General features: G+C 44.0%; 12 protein-coding genes. 2 read left to right on the forward strand and 10 right to left on the reverse strand.

All coding sequences use genetic code 11. The annotated features are described in order from the left end of the window. Nucleotides 1–135: 135 nt before the first annotated feature. The 6 genes from ASV53_RS15190 to cmoM form a co-directional block, all read right to left on the reverse strand. Entirely contained in the window at nucleotides 136–930 is a 795-nt protein-coding gene (locus ASV53_RS15190; RefSeq protein WP_094957683.1) for a tetratricopeptide repeat protein, read from the reverse strand. A 300-nt stretch (nucleotides 931–1230) separates the two neighbouring features. Then, nucleotides 1231–2253 carry a hypothetical protein gene (locus ASV53_RS15195; RefSeq protein ID WP_141226255.1) on the reverse strand — a complete coding sequence of 341 codons (1023 nt, stop codon included), beginning with the start codon at nucleotides 2251–2253 and terminating at the stop codon, nucleotides 1231–1233. 399 nt (nucleotides 2254–2652) lie between these two features. After that, on the reverse strand, nucleotides 2653–7122 hold the full coding sequence (mukB, locus tag ASV53_RS15200; protein ID WP_094957685.1) for a chromosome partition protein MukB: 4470 nt from the start codon (nucleotides 7120–7122) through the stop codon (nucleotides 2653–2655). Continuing rightward, complete coding sequence (gene mukE, locus ASV53_RS15205) at nucleotides 7122–7865, reverse strand: chromosome partition protein MukE (RefSeq protein ID WP_094957686.1); 744 nt, start codon at nucleotides 7863–7865, stop codon at nucleotides 7122–7124. The genes mukB and mukE overlap by 1 nt, the downstream gene beginning before the upstream one ends. Next, nucleotides 7846–9168 (reverse strand): chromosome partition protein MukF, encoded by a 1323-nt coding sequence (gene mukF / locus ASV53_RS15210; RefSeq protein WP_062688718.1) that lies wholly within the window; start codon nucleotides 9166–9168, stop codon nucleotides 7846–7848. The genes mukE and mukF overlap by 20 nt, the downstream gene beginning before the upstream one ends. Then, nucleotides 9165–9983: a tRNA uridine 5-oxyacetic acid(34) methyltransferase CmoM gene (gene cmoM / locus ASV53_RS15215; protein ID WP_062688717.1), complete on the reverse strand. Its 819-nt coding sequence runs from the start codon at nucleotides 9981–9983 to the stop codon at nucleotides 9165–9167. The genes mukF and cmoM overlap by 4 nt, the downstream gene beginning before the upstream one ends. Before the next feature lie 119 nt (nucleotides 9984–10102). Between cmoM and elyC the strand changes: the two genes are divergently transcribed. Together elyC and ASV53_RS15225 are read left to right on the forward strand one after the other, a co-directional pair. Further along, on the forward strand, nucleotides 10103–10936 hold the full coding sequence (gene elyC, locus ASV53_RS15220) for an envelope biogenesis factor ElyC (RefSeq protein WP_094957687.1): 834 nt from the start codon (nucleotides 10103–10105) through the stop codon (nucleotides 10934–10936). A gap of 258 nt (nucleotides 10937–11194) precedes the next feature. Then, nucleotides 11195–12577, forward strand: coding sequence for an L-cystine transporter (locus ASV53_RS15225; RefSeq protein ID WP_275657102.1), 1383 nt, complete (start codon nucleotides 11195–11197; stop codon nucleotides 12575–12577). A gap of 112 nt (nucleotides 12578–12689) precedes the next feature. Here the strand turns inward: ASV53_RS15225 and kdsB are convergent, their stop codons facing one another. From kdsB to msbA, 4 genes are read right to left on the reverse strand one after another with little or no spacing between them, the layout of a single operon-like run. Beyond that, nucleotides 12690–13436: a 3-deoxy-manno-octulosonate cytidylyltransferase gene (gene kdsB / locus ASV53_RS15230; RefSeq protein WP_094957688.1), complete on the reverse strand. Its 747-nt coding sequence runs from the start codon at nucleotides 13434–13436 to the stop codon at nucleotides 12690–12692. Between the two features lie 3 nt (nucleotides 13437–13439). After that, nucleotides 13440–13619, reverse strand: coding sequence for a Trm112 family protein (locus ASV53_RS15235; protein ID WP_062688712.1), 180 nt, complete (start codon nucleotides 13617–13619; stop codon nucleotides 13440–13442). Next, the gene (gene lpxK / locus ASV53_RS15240) at nucleotides 13600–14622 is read right to left on the reverse strand and encodes a tetraacyldisaccharide 4'-kinase (RefSeq protein ID WP_189337888.1); all 1023 of its coding nucleotides are present in this window, start codon (nucleotides 14620–14622) and stop codon (nucleotides 13600–13602) included. Before lpxK ends, ASV53_RS15235 begins: the two co-directional genes overlap by 20 nt. An 8-nt stretch (nucleotides 14623–14630) precedes the next feature. Continuing rightward, the gene (gene msbA, locus ASV53_RS15245; protein WP_094957690.1) at nucleotides 14631–16403 is read right to left on the reverse strand and encodes a lipid A ABC transporter ATP-binding protein/permease MsbA; all 1773 of its coding nucleotides are present in this window, start codon (nucleotides 16401–16403) and stop codon (nucleotides 14631–14633) included. Between the last annotated feature and the right edge of the window lie 491 nt (nucleotides 16404–16894).

The raw sequence follows: 16894 nt of genomic DNA on the forward strand, positions 1-16894 counted from the left end.
TCCCAAGAACGGTAAAACCAAGACCTCAACGATATGCCAAAAATAAGAAAGCCGCTCACCTTAAGTGAACGGCATTACCGTCGTAACGGTGGCTTTTAAAGCAGTATTTAAGAAGGGGTTACTTCATGCTATTGGTTACAACGATGCACTATAAATCGTTTGATTCTGCTTATAGAGTTCTAAACGTTTCGAGAACTTAGTAATACGCTGATTGTCTTTGCCTTCAAGTTTGCTTAAGGCAACTTGCTGCGCTTTTACTGCATCGTTAAATTCACCACACGCAGCATAAGCGGCTGCAAGGTTATCGTAATCACCGGCATCATTCGAGGCAGAGCGTTTAATAATCTGCTTCGCTAACTTAAGTGCACGTTCTCCATCGCGTTGCTCTTTATCTGAACATGTCGCGTATAGCCATACTAAGTTGCGCTTAGAATCCATCGACCCTGCATTTGACGCGTCATTAAACCATTTAATGGCATTAGCACAATCTGTTTTACCTGTGCCACCACCAGAAGCATAGAAATGACCCAATTCAACCATGGCTGGGACAGAGCCTTCATTCGCGGCTTTGGTATACCACTCAATTGCTTTTTGATTATCGCGGGGTAAACCACGGCCATTTTTAAATAAATCACCAATCATCGCTTGTACTGCAGGTGTATCATCCGCCGCTTTTTTTAGCCAATACATACCTTTCAGTGGATCTGCCTTTAGACCATTACTTCCTTCTATATATGCACGACCAAGAAACAGCTGCATATTTTTATCGCCTTGTTCGGCTTCAAGCTCTACATACTTAAGAGTGGATAATAAGTGGTTATCTGGCGCTGTTGTTACAGAAGCATGCGCTGATGCGATGCCATACCCTGTTGCGGCAAAACCAAACATCGCACCGATAACAACATTTTTTAAAGTCATAACTGCTGGCATAAAACGTTCTCTCAAGTTGCTTGTCTCAAAAATCTTGGAAATGAATTTATCTATTGGGTGATTAAAAAACAACCACTTTAATGTAGGCATGAATGTCTACATTGACTAACAATTCGCAGTTAAGCTTGTCTGGTCAGGGAGTTATTATCGATATATGAAGAGAAATAAAGTGCTAGTAATGAGAGATTGATCGTACATAAATGACTAGTCTATCCCCTATTCTTGAATTTAAGCTGAATAAAAAAGCAACGCCAGCATATTAGCTGGCGTTTATTTCATCATGAAATCGCTGTCCGATAGTTAAAAATCAATACTCAATACATCTTTACCCACCGAATAGCCTTTTTGGCTTGAATCAACATTCAGCAAATCATTTACAACATCAGGTAAATCGAACAAACCATTACATACAAGTGTTAAGTCATAATCACCCGATGGAATATGTTTAAATTCGTAGGTATTTTCTTTACTGACTTTTGCGGTTAAGACGGGCGCATATTCAGAACCCATATCGCCATAATTAGGCTCTCCGCCTGTTTCACCTGTTGTCTCTCCATGGACTTCGTATAAATAAATATAGGCATCAACCATTGAAGAGGCACATGCGGAAGGGTTGATATTCCCTATGATGTTCCCAGCTTCATTATTGTTGACGATACGTAAACCTCTGTCCTTCATTTCATACGCATCACCTTTTAATTGCAGCATATTACGCAAATCAAAAGCCAAAGTGATGGTCTGTGGAACATCAAAGTTCAGGTTTAGCCCTTCAAACGTTAACTCATCAGCAATATTCAGCGGCTTTAAATCACCAAAAATATCGCGAACATGTGAGTAAGGTGTATCCAAAATATCACCGTAACCACCTTGGTCAATCGTCGATAGCGCTACCGATACATAATCGCCAGCCAGCATGAGTTTGTCTTCTAATAAACGAACCAGATCAACACCGGTTAAATCCGTTAAATTCAGAACAACAAACATTGGATTACCATCACCATCAACAGGAATATCACCGTCTACTGGCACACAATCTTCTGAGCTTGCTGTCTGTTCAAATGATTCTGGTGTCCAATTAACGATATCACCTAAATTATTGATAAAGGTCATGCCATCAATGGCGACACACACTTGGGATACATCTTTATCGGTTGGTGTTTCTGGTGCTGGTGACTCTGCAACATCTGCTGATACTGGCACTTGAACCGATGAAGAGGCCCCATCACCCGCATTCACCGCAGCTCCCCCAGCATCAGAGTCGCCATCAGAACCACCACACCCCACCACAAACATGGTGAGCACTATCACTATTATATTTTTCATGTCATCACCCCTACGACAAATGAAAATAGGCCGCTACTGTTGTGGCGTTGTCACCACTGTTATATTGCTGCTTATTGCTATGTTCTTATTCGATTTATCATCGTTGTACTGAATAATGAAATCAGCCAACAGACCAATGTGATTAACACGGCTGCGAACGGAATTAATCAGATTGGTAATGAAATTTTAGGTGCTATACGAGAAGGAAAAAGGTTATCTGAGGTGTTCTCAACGATTGAGAAAAACTTCTTACCAACAAGACAAAATATGCAATTTCGAGTCAATGTGATGAATGTCAGAATAGAGTCGTAGTGAGGAACAAGGTTTGCAGATGCTGAAAACAACAAAGGCCAGTAAATACTGACCTTTGAATTAATCTATGTTTTATTTATTGCGTTGTTACTCAACACTCGCGGGCTTTAAATCAAGCATATCTTGAATGTTGACCTGCGGCTTTGGTTCTTGGCCAAAACCACGTAATCCCACCACATGAACGTGTTCACGATCTTTAAAGATCTTACGCACCAGCTTATAGGTGGTACCTTTTTCAGGGCTGATGTTTTCAGGTGCCGCAATCAATAATTGCATGTCTAGGCGGTCACATAGCTCGAACAAGGTCGAGATAGATTTCGCATCCAGACGCGCGGCCTCATCCAAGAACAGTAAGCGACAAGGAATAATATCTTTACCACGTAAGCGGCGAGATTCTTCTTCCCAGCTTTGGATAACCATCAGCAAGATTGCCTGACCCGTACCAATCGCTTCACCCGTTGATAACGCACCCGACTCCGCTTGTAGCCAGCCGTCTGTACCACGGTTCACTTCAATGCTGAGTTCTAGGTAGTTACGGTAATCCAGTAACTCTTCACCCAATATTTGTGGTGAACGTTGACCCATGTCGATATGCGGGTTCAAGCGTTGGAACAACTTAGCCATTGCCTCAGAGAAGGTCAGACGATTGTTACCGAACAAATCTTGGTGTTGATCTTGTTGTTCCGCTAAACCAAACAGTAGTGATTCATGAGTTTCACGTACTTTCACGTTTAGACGCACACCTTTCACCTGCCCAAAACCAATGTTCATGAGGCCTTGGTTTAGCATGCGAATACGGTTCTGCTCACGCTGAATCGTTTTACGAATGATATTCGCAACAGAGTCAGAGCTGATTGCCAAGCGTTGTTCACGAGCCGTTAGCTCTTCCGTTAAACGCGCTAGCTCAACTTCCATCTCTTCAATCGCTTCAACTGGGTCGTCGGTACGAATGATATCGTGGCGAATACGTTCACGCAGGTGTTGATATACCGCAATGTAGAACAGCACTTTACGCTCAGGACGTGAAATGTCTTCCGATGCACGCAGTGAATCACGCAGGTCTTCATTATCCGCAACCGCGAGACGTAATGCACCCAGTGATTTATCAGACAATGAACGTAATTCATCAGCAGACATGTATGCCATTTCACGACGATGTAGACGACGTTCAACATCATTTTCTCGCGCTAAACGTAGGACTGCACACCAGCCCGCTTTCGCGTTAACCACCAGCTTACGTATGTCTTGGTATTCTTTGCCTACTTTACGTAGACGTTTTACCAAGCCTTTCATTTCTAGCTCAATCGAAGTGATTGATTTTTCAAGCTGACTACGACGAGTACGTGAAGTATGTAAGCGTTCATTCAATTCGTCGCGACGAACGCGTGCACGTTCTTCTGCTTCCACATCCGCACGAACACCCAGCTCTTGTAGCTCACGCTCAAACTCTTGCACTGTTTCCAGTTTGGCTTGGTGTGAACTCTTCAGCGACGCCATTAACTGGTTGTACTGGTTAGCTTGTGCGCGTGCTTGTTTTAACGCATCGCGGCAACGGTTACGCTCACGTTCAGCAGCAACTAGTTTAGCTTTTAGCTGTTCATTCAGTTCTGAACTCTTACCAAGTAGCTCAACAGAATCTGCGTAACCAAAGTGATGACGACGCTCTGCTAAATCAGCAACAGCAAAGATCTCTTTTTTCAACGCTTGCAGCGTTTGGTCTGCATCTTGATATTGAATATTTAGCGCATCAAATTGCTGCGGGTCGACATTCAGTGCCGAAACTAAACCTTCAAGCTCAGAAATTGCCTTACCGTGACGGTCAAGGTAGTTACGCGCTTCATCAAGTTGAGAAAGCTGCTGTTCGATTTCAGCAAAACGCTCAACAATAGTCTCATCTTCTAGCAGGTTAACCATTGGGCTTAATTTACCCAATAACGTTAAACCTTCACGTGCGGCTGTTAACTGGCTACGTTGTTGCTGTTCTTGCGCGTCCATTTCTGAAAGCTGGCGAACAAGCTGGTTACGCTTATCACGTGCTGTTTTCAGTTCAGCTTCTGGATCTGGCTGGAACGCAACCGACATGTATGTTGCTACAAAGCTATTAAAGCTTTGGTATAGACGCTGTAGTTTTTGTGAATCAAACGCCGCTTTTGCGTGATCTTCTACTACTTGATCGCGCTCTTCACGCAAATGCTCAAGGCGTTGTTCACGTGCCGCACGGCCAAACAGTGGTACTTTCGGGAAACGAGAGTAACGAAGTTGGCGATCATTTAGGTGAACACAAACAGCTTGTTCTAGTTCATCAACATCAAAGCCGCTGTCATCAAATGAATCGGCATCGCCTTCAATGATGTAAAGATCGTCAGGACAATCTTCAAGCGCAATCAGCTTATCTTTGATGCCTTTAAGATCAGGCACCACAATTGCGTGACGCGCAGGGCCGTACATCGCACTGAAATATGGCGCATCGCTTAGCGTGATATCGTCGTAAATTTCAGACAGCATGGTGCCGCCTAACGTATCGGCTAATGCACGTAATTCAGAGTCGCCGCTACCGCCAGGCTGTGCTAAACGCTCAATGTCTATGTCTAACTGGCTCTTACGCTGTGCCAGTTGATCACGCATTGCTGATACTTGACGTTCGCTATCCAAAGTTTGTTGCATCGCTTGCATAACAGCATTGCTATCAAACAACTCAAACTGAGATTGATCTGCCAGTTTTTCTAGCGCATCACTTGCTGTAATCCAAGCTGGCGCTTTTGCTTCATGCTGCTTGATTTGTACCGCTAGTTGCTGTTCTTGACCACGTAATTCGCTACGCTGCTCAACTAAGTTTTCTTGCGTTTGCTCAAGCGACTCAAGTGTTGCTTCATGGCGTGCTTGCTCTTCTGCTAATGCAAGGTCACCATCAATGTTAGTAGCAAAACGTTTACTGTAAGTCTCTGCTAACTCTTTAGCTTGACGTTGCTGACGTACACTACGCTCTAAGTCGCGGTATTGCGCTTTAAGCTGTTCTCCGCGTTCAGCAACATGGCGAAGCTGACGCGCCTGGGCAATCAGCTCTTGTGCTTTTGTACCTGCTTGTGCGCGATCAACAGCACCCGCGATGGTAGTAACAATCTGTAAGCCTTTTTCAAACTGCTGAATAGCCGCTGATGACATATCAAGCTTATGCTTGAGTGCCAATAGTGCCGTGGTTTTTTGTTCTTCAGTTTGCTTAAGCTGCGTAAGGTAAGCTGGCGCACTGTCAGCCAGAAGTTGCTCGTCACCAGACAAGTCACGGGCTTTTTCAAGTGCTTGAACCGCTTGTTGGTATTGAAGTGCACGCGTTTGCTGCATATCTAACGCTTGTTGATAGTCAGCTAATTGTGTTTTCAGGCTATCAACTTCTTCTTCTGTTAATAGCGCTTGCTCTTCAGCCATTGCAAGTTGTTCCGCGGCTTCTTCAACCACCATAACTTGCTCTTCAAGGCGCTCTGTTAGCTCTTCAAGATCTTCTTTATAGCGCGTGATCTTTTCTTGCTGACGAACCGCGGTTTGTACAAGCTGTAAATGATCCGATGCAGCTTGATGATCTTGCTCTAATGCAGATTCGCGTTCCGCCAGTTCATCTAACTCTACGGTATGATTGGATAGCGTCGTTTGCTGATCCATCAAGCTTTGGCGTGAGCCAAGTAGTTCACCACGTAAACGTAATGTTTTGTCTAAACGCTGTTGGCGATCGTTGGCGTGACGCATGTAGTCAGCGGCAACATAGTTAGTTGCTTCAGAGATCAAGTGCTTAAACAAATCACGATCACTTTGCGTTAACTTGATCGCTTCAAGCGTCATGCGGTTTTCACGCAGCGCCGCTTCCATATCTTGGAATGCTTTCTTAACACCGGTATTTTGCGGCAATAGGTAATCACGCAGTGAACGAGTGATCGCACTTGAGATACCACCGTATAGCGATGCTTCAATCAAACGGTAGAACTTAGAACGGTCAGTGCTGTTACGCAGTTTCTTCGGTAATACACCGAATTCAAACATTTGCGCATGGTAATCCGTTACTGAGTTAAAGGCTTTGAATACTACGCCTTCAATATCAGCAATGCCGTCTTTTACTTCGTTCAACTGGCGAACACGCGCTTGTGTTTCGGACAGCGTCTCAACCAAGATTTCAGTTGGCTTAATGTGTGACGGCAAGCCTTGAATAATGAAAGGCTTAATGTCCACTTTCTTATCACGGCCCGCCACTTGCTGTAGGCGTACCGCAAAGATAATACGTTGGTTTTTTGAGTTAACCACATCAAGCGCTGAGTAACACGCGCCTGGTTTTAGCTTACCGTGTAAGCCTTTATCACGAGAAGATGCAGAACTACCCGCTTCCGTGGTGTTACGGAAATGCAGCAGGCTTTGATCTGGGATCAATGAAGTGATAAATGCTGCCATGGTGGTCGACTTACCTGCACCATTACCACCCGATAAGGTTGTTACTAGGTTATCGATATCAAAGGTACGAGCAAAAAAGCCGTTCCAGTTAACCATGGTGAGCGATTGATACTTACCGCGTTCCATCACACTTCACCTTCTTGTTCAGGCTCTGTTGGGAGCTCTAATTGTTCTTCATGTTCTTCATGTTCTTCGTGATCATCAAGCAAGCTTGATTGGCTTGGTTCCTGTTGGTGTACAACAGCTTCACCATCACGGATCAAGCGAAGTTGTGCTTCACGCACATCATCACCGCTGCGTACGTCGGCACCAAAGCGGAAAACCGATTCGCTAATGCGGAATTTGCCGTTTTCACCCACAGGGATAATCATGCCTAAGCGACGTAAACGGCGAAGCGATGTTTTCACTTTGTCATATAACTTTTCACGATCTAAATCTGATCCTGATGCACGGTTGGTCACTAACTTCATCAGTTTTTGTTCATCGGCTAAGGTCATTAGCTCGTCGAACAATTCTTGGTTAGTGAAAATACCTTCATGCGCTAAACGCTCTGGGCTTAGATAAAGGAAACAAAGTACTTTACCTACCAGCATATCAACTTCTGCTAATACAGAGCGGCTGATCAACGATGTTGAACGCGGACGTAAGTAGAAAAAACCTTCTGGCGCGCGAACAAGTTCTGCGTTGTAACGCTTGTAAAACATATGTAGCTCACGCTCTGCATCTATTAGCAGTGCATGGTTATCTAAATCTTCACTCGAAATGTGGCGGCCAGAACGGAGCGCATTATCAAGTGCAGGGAAAAGTGGGTTAGCAATCGCTTTAGCCAACTTCTCCGGCATAAATTCTTCAATATTTATCGATGACATTGGCTTGTACCTTAGCTCCGTAGTCGTTAATCGCTTCCCAATCGGGCTGAATGGCGTTGAAGTCCGACTCGGAATAACCTAATCGAACGGCCTGATCGATAACGATCCGCGATAAATCAAAATGCTGAGCGTGTTCATGCTCGGCAAGATAGTCTTTCAGTAGCGCACTAAGGTTAATGGCTGCCCCTGTGGCTTTATGAGCTTGCAGCATAGCGGCAACTTGTTCGGCAAGTTGATCGTTCACTAAACTGATCTCTTCAAATTCCATTTCTTCCGGCACTAACCCTGTTACTTCATCATCGCGCAATACTAATGTTTCATCACGCATATCAAGTAAGCGTTCGGCATCGGCGTATGTTAGAAGCCATGGGCTATCGAAATAATCCGTTACTGATTGACGCAGGCGTTGGCTAAAGGCACGGTTTTTATCCATATCAATCGCGGTACGGATAAACTTATGCACGTGACGGTCGTAACCAATCCACAAGTCAATCGCTTGCTGACCCCAGCTGATAATGCGATCAAGCTTCATCTGTAAGACGAAAATCATGCCATCAACAAAATCAAGTTCTTCATGGCCTTGAGTCGCTTCTTGAATATCAAGTAGCTGAGTTTGCAGCTGATCACCCGCGGCTTGCAAGGTGTCTTGCAACTCGCGCAATGTGCTCGATGTTTCGTTCAGCAGGCTTTCACAACTGGTGATCGCGGCTTGCCAATCTTGGTTAAGCAGTTCAGCAATATCGTGTTTAACTTGCTGTTGCTGCTCGTCCATGGTGCGCTGGTTTAAATCGATACGATCGAAAATATCAGCAACTGAATACTTTAATACTGCGTAAACGTTGGTACGCCAGTGCTTATCATCACCGCCTTCTTTGGCAGCAACAGCAGCTTTATTGATTTCATCTGCCACCATGGCAAGCTGAATCGATAGTTTCAGTGTCGAATATTCACGCTGACGCGCGTAATAATCAGTGATACCCAAAGCCAACGGACTTAGGCGATAAATACTCGCTCCGTCGTTCACTTCACTGGTAAAACGAGAAATAAGACGTTGGCGAACCAACTCATTGATGGCGTTATTGGCACGAAATGCGAGCGTTTCTTTTGATTGTTCAAACAAGTCGCTTACTATGCGAAATGCGTCAATCAGCTCACCTTCTCCTAACTCTTCTTCAAAGCGATCGCTACTTAAAACAGCAATCGCCAACAAGAACGCCAGCCGCTCAGTTGGTAAGTTAAGCGAGAAATCATGCTGCTTAACCCAAGTTACCAACTCAGGAACGGTCTGGGTAACTTCACTCATCCGTTGTCCTTTTTGCTGTTAATAGTATTTGCCTCTGCCGTAAGTGGCTTTTGTGCGTACACGTGAATGTAACGCCCTAGCGACAAATAAGGCTCTTGGCGACAAAGCTTCTGCTCCATCTCAAGAACTTGTTCAAAACTGTAATCCCCAACCATGGTATCGCGCATATAATCATGGAATGTGCGCACACCTGTTTTACCGAGGATCTGAAAACCGCCCTCTTCAAGCCACTGATAAACATCATCAGGTTTGAGGCCTTGATAAGGCTGAAGCTTGAAACGTTTACGATGCGGCATCCCTTCTTCTACGTGCGTCAGGTTGCCACAAATTAAATTCTTAAATAGCAGGCCGTTGTAGTTGTAGAACATCACCGAAATAATGCCACCAGGCTTAACTTGCTCTAGCAAACAATCTAATGCCTGCTGCGGATCTGCTAACCACTCCATGACGGCGTGGAATAAAATCAAATCCGGCTTCTGCGCTAAATGCCCACCAATATCCTGCACAGCACTGTGAACCAATCGATACTGCTCAAGCAAGCCATTTTTGGCAATGTCTTGCTCAGCCAATTTCAGCATTTCACCAGAGAGATCACACAATGTGATTTTATGGCCTAATTCAGCTAACTTTTGTGACAGTTGACCGACACCGCCTCCAGCATCCAACACAGATAACGGTTTGTCATCTGGCAATGCTGCTAATATTTGCTGCAAATCTTGCCATACTACAGTCTGTCGGATCTGCCCTTTGGCAGTACCGTAAATGTTTTTGGCAAATTTTTGCGCTAGGTCGTCAAAATTTCGATCTTTGATCACGGCTGCTTTACGTTATGATAGCGGTTCTAAAATGGTGTTTATTTTCTCACAAGCTCTATAGGAATAAAGGCTTGTGATGTCTTTTTAAGCTCAACTGCTGATTTTTCGGGCTAGATTGTATGTTTGAACTAAAAAAATTGATATCGGCATTACTCATGCCACTCCCTGCGATGCTGATTTTAGGCTTATTGGGCTTATTGGTGTTGTGGTTTACCAAACGAAAAGGCTTTGCTTCTTTTCTTTTGACTCTTTCGTTACTGGGGATATTTCTATTCGCTTTCCAACCCATCGCGACTGAATTGCTCAAACCAATGGAAAGAAAATTCAAACCTTTCATTCCTAATGAGCAACCCGTCGACTATATAATGGTACTAGGTAGCAGCCATGTAATCGATCATGAAATGCCGATTACCTCCCAGCTATCTCGTACCGCATTAATGCGACTAACCGAAGGTATTCGAATTCATCGCTTATACCCAAGTGCTAAAATTATCCTATCTGGCTATGGTGGCGGAAGTGACACAAGCCAAGCGCGAATGATGGCAAAAGTGGCTTTAGCTTTAGGTGTTAATAAAACCGATATACTGCTGCTAGAAACAGCGAAAGACACATGGGAAGAAGCCTTCCAGGCATCATCTGTTGTTGGCAGTAAGAACTTAGTCTTAGTCACATCAGCCAGCCATATGGAACGTGCATTATTTGAATTTAATGAAGCAGGTTTACAACCGACCCCTGCACCAACAAACTTTTTAGCAACCCGTAACATTGAACAGCCTTGGGCAAAATACACCCCGCAAGCTAAGTATTTAGAACAAACTGAGCGTTACTGGCATGAAACGTTGGGGCAATGGTGGCAAAAATTACGCAATATTATCGGTAATAATGAGCACCTAATTGATAAAGAATCACCCACAACAGCCGTTGTTATCAGCCACACTGATGCGTTGTCATAGCTCGTCTTTTTAGACAGTCGATAAAAGCAAAAATATTCCACAATTTAGCAAAACCATTAAGCCAGCTTAACTTAGCTGGCTTTTTGTTTTATATGAGCACTATATCGCCACATTACGCTCTGATAGCGTTTTACGTTATAAGTTGTGCGAAATTCATATATTGATAGCGATAAAAACAGCTCCCGTTTTACACCAGACCTCTTTATGATTCCTGTCATTACAAGATTCACATATCAAGAAGTTAGGTGGCTAGAGATTATGTATCAGATTATAAACTTGGCGATATTCGCCCTACTCATCGCATTATTAGCGAAACAGCAAAAAACAGATCAAACTCTCTCTAAGCGCGTATTCACTGGCCTTGGTCTTGGTGTGTTATTCGGTGGCGCTCTACAAGTGGTTTATGGTGGTGGCAATGCCGTAATCGGTAGCACGCTAGAGTATGTAAATATTGTGGGTGCTGGCTATGTCAGTTTACTGAAGATGATCATCATGCCATTGATCATGGTGTCTATCATTGGTGCCATCGTTAAAGTAAAAGACTCTGGTTCACTGGGTAAGATTTCAGGTTTAACAATCGGTATCTTACTCGCAACCACAGCTGCATCTGCTGTTATTGGCTTATTCGTCAGCCACCTGTTTGGTCTATCTGCAGAAGGTATCGTGCAGGGTGCACGTGAAATTGCTCGAGGCGAAATGTTAGAGACTCGCCTTTCAACAGTGGAAGCAATCTCTTTTGCCGACATGATTATTTCTTTCTTCCCAGCTAACCCATTTGCAGATCTAGCTGGCAGCCGTGCGACATCGACAATTGCTGTCGTTATTTTCTCTGCTTTCATTGGTGTAGCTGGCGTCAGTGTTATCCGCACTCAACCAGAACTTGGTGCAAGCTTTGAGAAGTTTGTCCAAGTTGCTCAAGAAATTGTTCGTACATTGGTACGCATGGTATTGAGCCTAACGCCATACGGCGTACTTGCCCTAATGACCAAAGTAGTTGCGGGTTCAAACGTTGACGACATTCTTAGCCTAATTAACTTTGTGATGGCATCGTACGTAGGCTTAGCCATTATTCTGGTTATGCACCTTGTGCTAGTTTCTCTGGTTGGCGTTAATCCTATTCGCTTCCTGAAGAAGGTTTTACCTGTACTGACCTTTGCATTCACCTCTCGTTCAAGCGCAGGCACAATCCCACTGAACATAGATGCGCAGGTTAAGCAGTTGGGTAACGGTGAAGGCGTTTCAAACTTCTCTGCATCATTTGGTGCAACCATGGGCCAAAACGGCTGTGCAGGTTTATACCCTGCGATGTTGGCTGTGATGATTGCGCCAACTGTCGGTATTAATCCAATGGATATTAGCTTCATCCTGACACTGGTTGCGATTGTTACGATCAGTTCATTTGGTATTGCGGGTGTGGGTGGCGGTGCAACGTTTGCAGCATTGATTGTACTATCGGCACTTGATATGCCAGTAGCACTAGCGGGTCTACTAATTTCTATCGAGCCATTGATTGATATGGGCCGTACCGCTATTAACGTGAGTGGCTCTATGACAGCAGGAACAATCACCTCACGTCTACTGGGTCAGGCAGACGAATCTATCTTCCAACAAGATGGTGAAGTAGAAACAGCAAAAGCCTAATATTGGCAGTAAGTTCTAAACAAAAAAATGCCACCTTATCGCTAAGGTGGCATTTTTGTATTCACTTTTTATCACTGATTGTTATCAATGATTGATTCTTTAACGCAAGAACCTAACCGATAAGCTGACGAACTTTTTCTAAGTCTTCAGGTGTATCAACACCCGCTGGTGGCGTATCAATTGCCACATCAACGTGGATTTTCTCACCGTACCAAAGCACACGCAGTTGCTCTAGTGATTCAATCTTTTCAAGCGTACTTGGTTCCCAGTTAATATAGGTATTAATGAAACCTGCACGATAAGCATAAATGCCAATATGGCGAAGTAAGCTTTGATGAATTTCTTGAGGGCGCTTAGCGAAGTTATCACGATCCCATGGGATCGGTGCACGGCTAAAATACAGTGCGTAGCCATTTGCATCTGTCACAACCTTAACCGCATTCGGATTAAAGACTTCATCTGCATGATCTATCTGTACAGCCAGCGTAGCCATAGGGGCATCGCAACGTGCAATATTGTCCGCGACTTGGCGAATGATGCTTTCAGGGATCAGTGGTTCATCACCTTGCACATTCACCACAATGTGGTCATCGGCCAGTTGATATTTCTCAACCACTTCAGCCAAACGCTCTGTGCCTGACTCATGGTCATCACGCGTTAGGCAAACTTCACCACCAAAAGCGTTCACTGCATCGACAATGCGTTGGTCATCTGTCGCTACGATAACATTATCCGCACCAGACTTGCTTGCTTGTTCATACACCCATTGCACCATAGGCTTCCCGCCAATATCTGCCAATGGTTTACCCGGTAAACGAGATGATTGATAACGGGCTGGTATAACTACAGTAAAAGCCATGCTTTATTTAACCTCTTCTGCGCTCAGCGTACGAGCTTCTGGTTCCAGCAATACTGGGATGCCATCATTAATAGCGTAAGCCAGACGATCAAATTTACAGATAAGTTCGTTCTTTTCTTTATCGTAGTTCAATTTCCCTTTGCACACTGGGCATGCAACGATTTCAAGCAGACGGTGATCCATATTGTTCCTTTACCTTTATTATCTGACTAATGATGTCTTGTGCCTGCCTTGCTGGTAACTCAGCGTCCACGGGCAGATACCACCAATTTGACTCAGCGAAAGCGTGGCATTTCACCGCGTCTTTCTCTGTCATGACTAAATGCTGGCCTTTTTCAGCCAGCACAGTTAATTCTTGTTGTTTAAACGCTTGATGATCAGCAAAAGGCTGACAATATATCGGTTCAACCCCAAGCTCTCGCAATGTTTCAAAGAAACGCGGCGGATGCCCGATACCAGCCATGGCCACAATATCACTCAATTCGGTAACTAAGCACCGCTCACCCGTTTTGAGATTAATCAATGCTGAAGGGGATAGTCGCATTGGAATTTCACCCAGCTGCGCTTCACCACCATTACAAATTTGAAAATCAACCTCACGAAGGCGTTCACAAGATTCGCGTAATGGTCCCATCGGAATTAAATGTTGATTACCAAATCGGCGCTGACCATCAATTACCACGATCTCCAAATCACGCGCAAGTGCATAATGCTGTAAACCATCATCGGTAATGATCACATCAATGTGCTGATCTTCATCGGTCTCACCAAGTAACAATTTTACGGCATCGGCACGGACGGGAGAAACAGCCACAGGCACACCAGTACGACGATGAATAAGCACAGGCTCATCACCCACATAAGCTGTTGGGCTGTCAGCATCAACTTGGTAAGGGTAATGCGGCGCTTTACCACCATAACCGCGCGATACCACACCGGGCTTTAACCCTTGCGCAAGCAATTGCTCAACTAACCAAATAACAACCGGTGTTTTACCATTGCCGCCAGCAGTGATGTTACCAACAATAACAACGGGTACAGGTGCTCGATAAGATGGTTTTTTACCATCGGAGAATTGCTGACGCCGATAGCGACTGATAGCACCGAATATTTTACTAAGCGGCCATAAAACAGGCATCAGCGCTATCCCTGCAGGATGGCGCTGAAACCAAATCTTCTCAATCAAAGTGCTCATTATTGACCGAATTGAATACGGTGAAGCTGTGCGTAGGCACCATCAGGTTTATCAATTAGCTCACTATGAGTACCACGTTCAATAATCTCACCTTCATCAACGACTAGGATCTGGTCTGCATTCTCGATAGTCGATAGACGGTGCGCAATAACCAAGACAGTACGGTCTTTTTGTAACTCATCCAACGCAGATTGAATAGCACGTTCAGACTCTGTATCAAGTGCTGATGTTGCTTCATCTAAGATCAGTATTGGTGCATTACGTAAAAGTGCACGAGCAATAGCAATACGCTGACGCTGACCACCAGACAGGCTCACACCATTTTCACCAATCATGGTATCAAAACCTTGATCCATACCTTGGATAAAATCGGTGGCGTAAGCTAATTCTGCAGCACGTTCAATCTCTTCACGGCTGTACTTATTATTGGTTGCATAAGCGATATTATTTGCAACTGTATCGTTAAACAAATGGACGTTTTGAGAAACAACGGCAACCTGCTCACGTAAGTTAAATAATTTGTAATCAGTAATTATATGATCATCAATGTGGATCTGACCCGAATCAATATCGTAAAAACGCGTCAGTAAATTTGCTATCGTACTCTTACCAGAACCAGAGCGCCCTACTAACGCTAATGTTTTGCCCGCAGGTAAATCAAAGCTCACATTACGTAAAGCGGGAGCATCCTTGGTTGGGTAAGTAAACGTTACGTTATCGACTTTAATATCACCTTTTACGCGATCAGAATCGTGGTGACCATTGTCTTTTTCTGGTTCCATTTCCATTAATTCAAATAAGGTATTACATGCAGCCATACCTCGTTGGAATTGTGATGTCACATTCGTTAGCGCTTTAAGTGGACGCATCAAACCAAACATCGCACCAAATACAACAGCAAAAGTACCAGGAGTAAGCTCTGCACGTAGAGACTCTGAACCAGCGAGAACAAGAACTACAACTAAAGCAAAAGAAGCTATTAATTGAATGACAGGGTTAGCAATAGCTTGCGCTGAAACTAACTTCATTGTTTGTTGACGCATATTATTACTGACTGAGTCAAAACGATCGCTTTCTACTTGCTGACCGCCATAGCTCAACACCACTTTATGGCCTTTAAGCATTTGTTCCGCTTGTGAAGTGACCGAGCCCATCGCATCTTGCATATTTTTTGAAATACTACGAAAACGCTTAGAAACGATCTGAATACTGATAGCAACAACAGGGGCAATCACTAAAAGAATTGCAGACAACTGCCAGCTGTTCCAAAACATTAACGCCATAAGGCCAATGATTGAAGCACCTTCACGTACAAGGCTAACTAAAGCACCACTGGTTGCTGAAGCGACTTGTTCCGAGTCATACGTGATACGCGAGAGTAACGCGCCGGAGGATTCTTTATCGAAGAAGCTTACTGGCATTTTCATAAAGTGATTGAACATTTTACGTCGGATGTTCATTACTACATTACCAGATACCCAAGAAAGACAATAAGTAGAAGCGAACCCACTCGCACCACGAACAATCATTAAGAGAACAAGGTAGAACGGCATCATTGAGAGGAAATCACCATCAACAGAATCAAAACCACCAAAGCTTTCGTCCATAAGTGGTTTGATCATAGAAAGCATCAAGGTGTCACCCAATGCATTAATAACCAGTGCAACAACCGCTACCGCCAAACCTGTCTTATACAAGCTAATAAAAGGCCATAGGCGTTTAAAGGTATCAAGCGTCGATTGATCCGACTGCTGCTCTTTATTCTTTGTCATGAAAACTCGTTATTATTTGAGACGATATTCCCATTCTACTCTCAATCTTAGCTGTGCTCCAAATATGTTACGGCTAACATACTTACACTGCTCCCTTTTTGTACAATTAAACCGCCTATAAACCTCTTCGGCTTAAGCTCAACATTTATTAATGTACGACTTAATTAGCGGCAGTACTCATCAATAATAAGCAAAAAAAACAAGTCGTCGTACACCGATAATCCGTGCTTTTCATCCGACTAAAGTAAAAGAAATGGTCAATACGCACACAATTCGTATGAAGCATAAGACGATTGGTGTGATTTGGCGCATAAATACAATTGAGCAATCACTCTATAATTTCATCCCGCCATGACATTAGCCGCTTAATCAACATGACGTTACCATCCTGCTGGGGAATTGCCGTACCAAGTAGTCGCTTTTAACGATGATATTGATCGAGCCAGAACACCTCAGCAGCCTCTATATAGATCAATTTTAAGTTTTTATCC

Origin of the sequence: Photobacterium sanguinicancri, assembly GCF_002265265.1 — a bacterium.
GTDB classification, from domain to species: domain Bacteria; phylum Pseudomonadota; class Gammaproteobacteria; order Enterobacterales; family Vibrionaceae; genus Photobacterium; species Photobacterium sanguinicancri.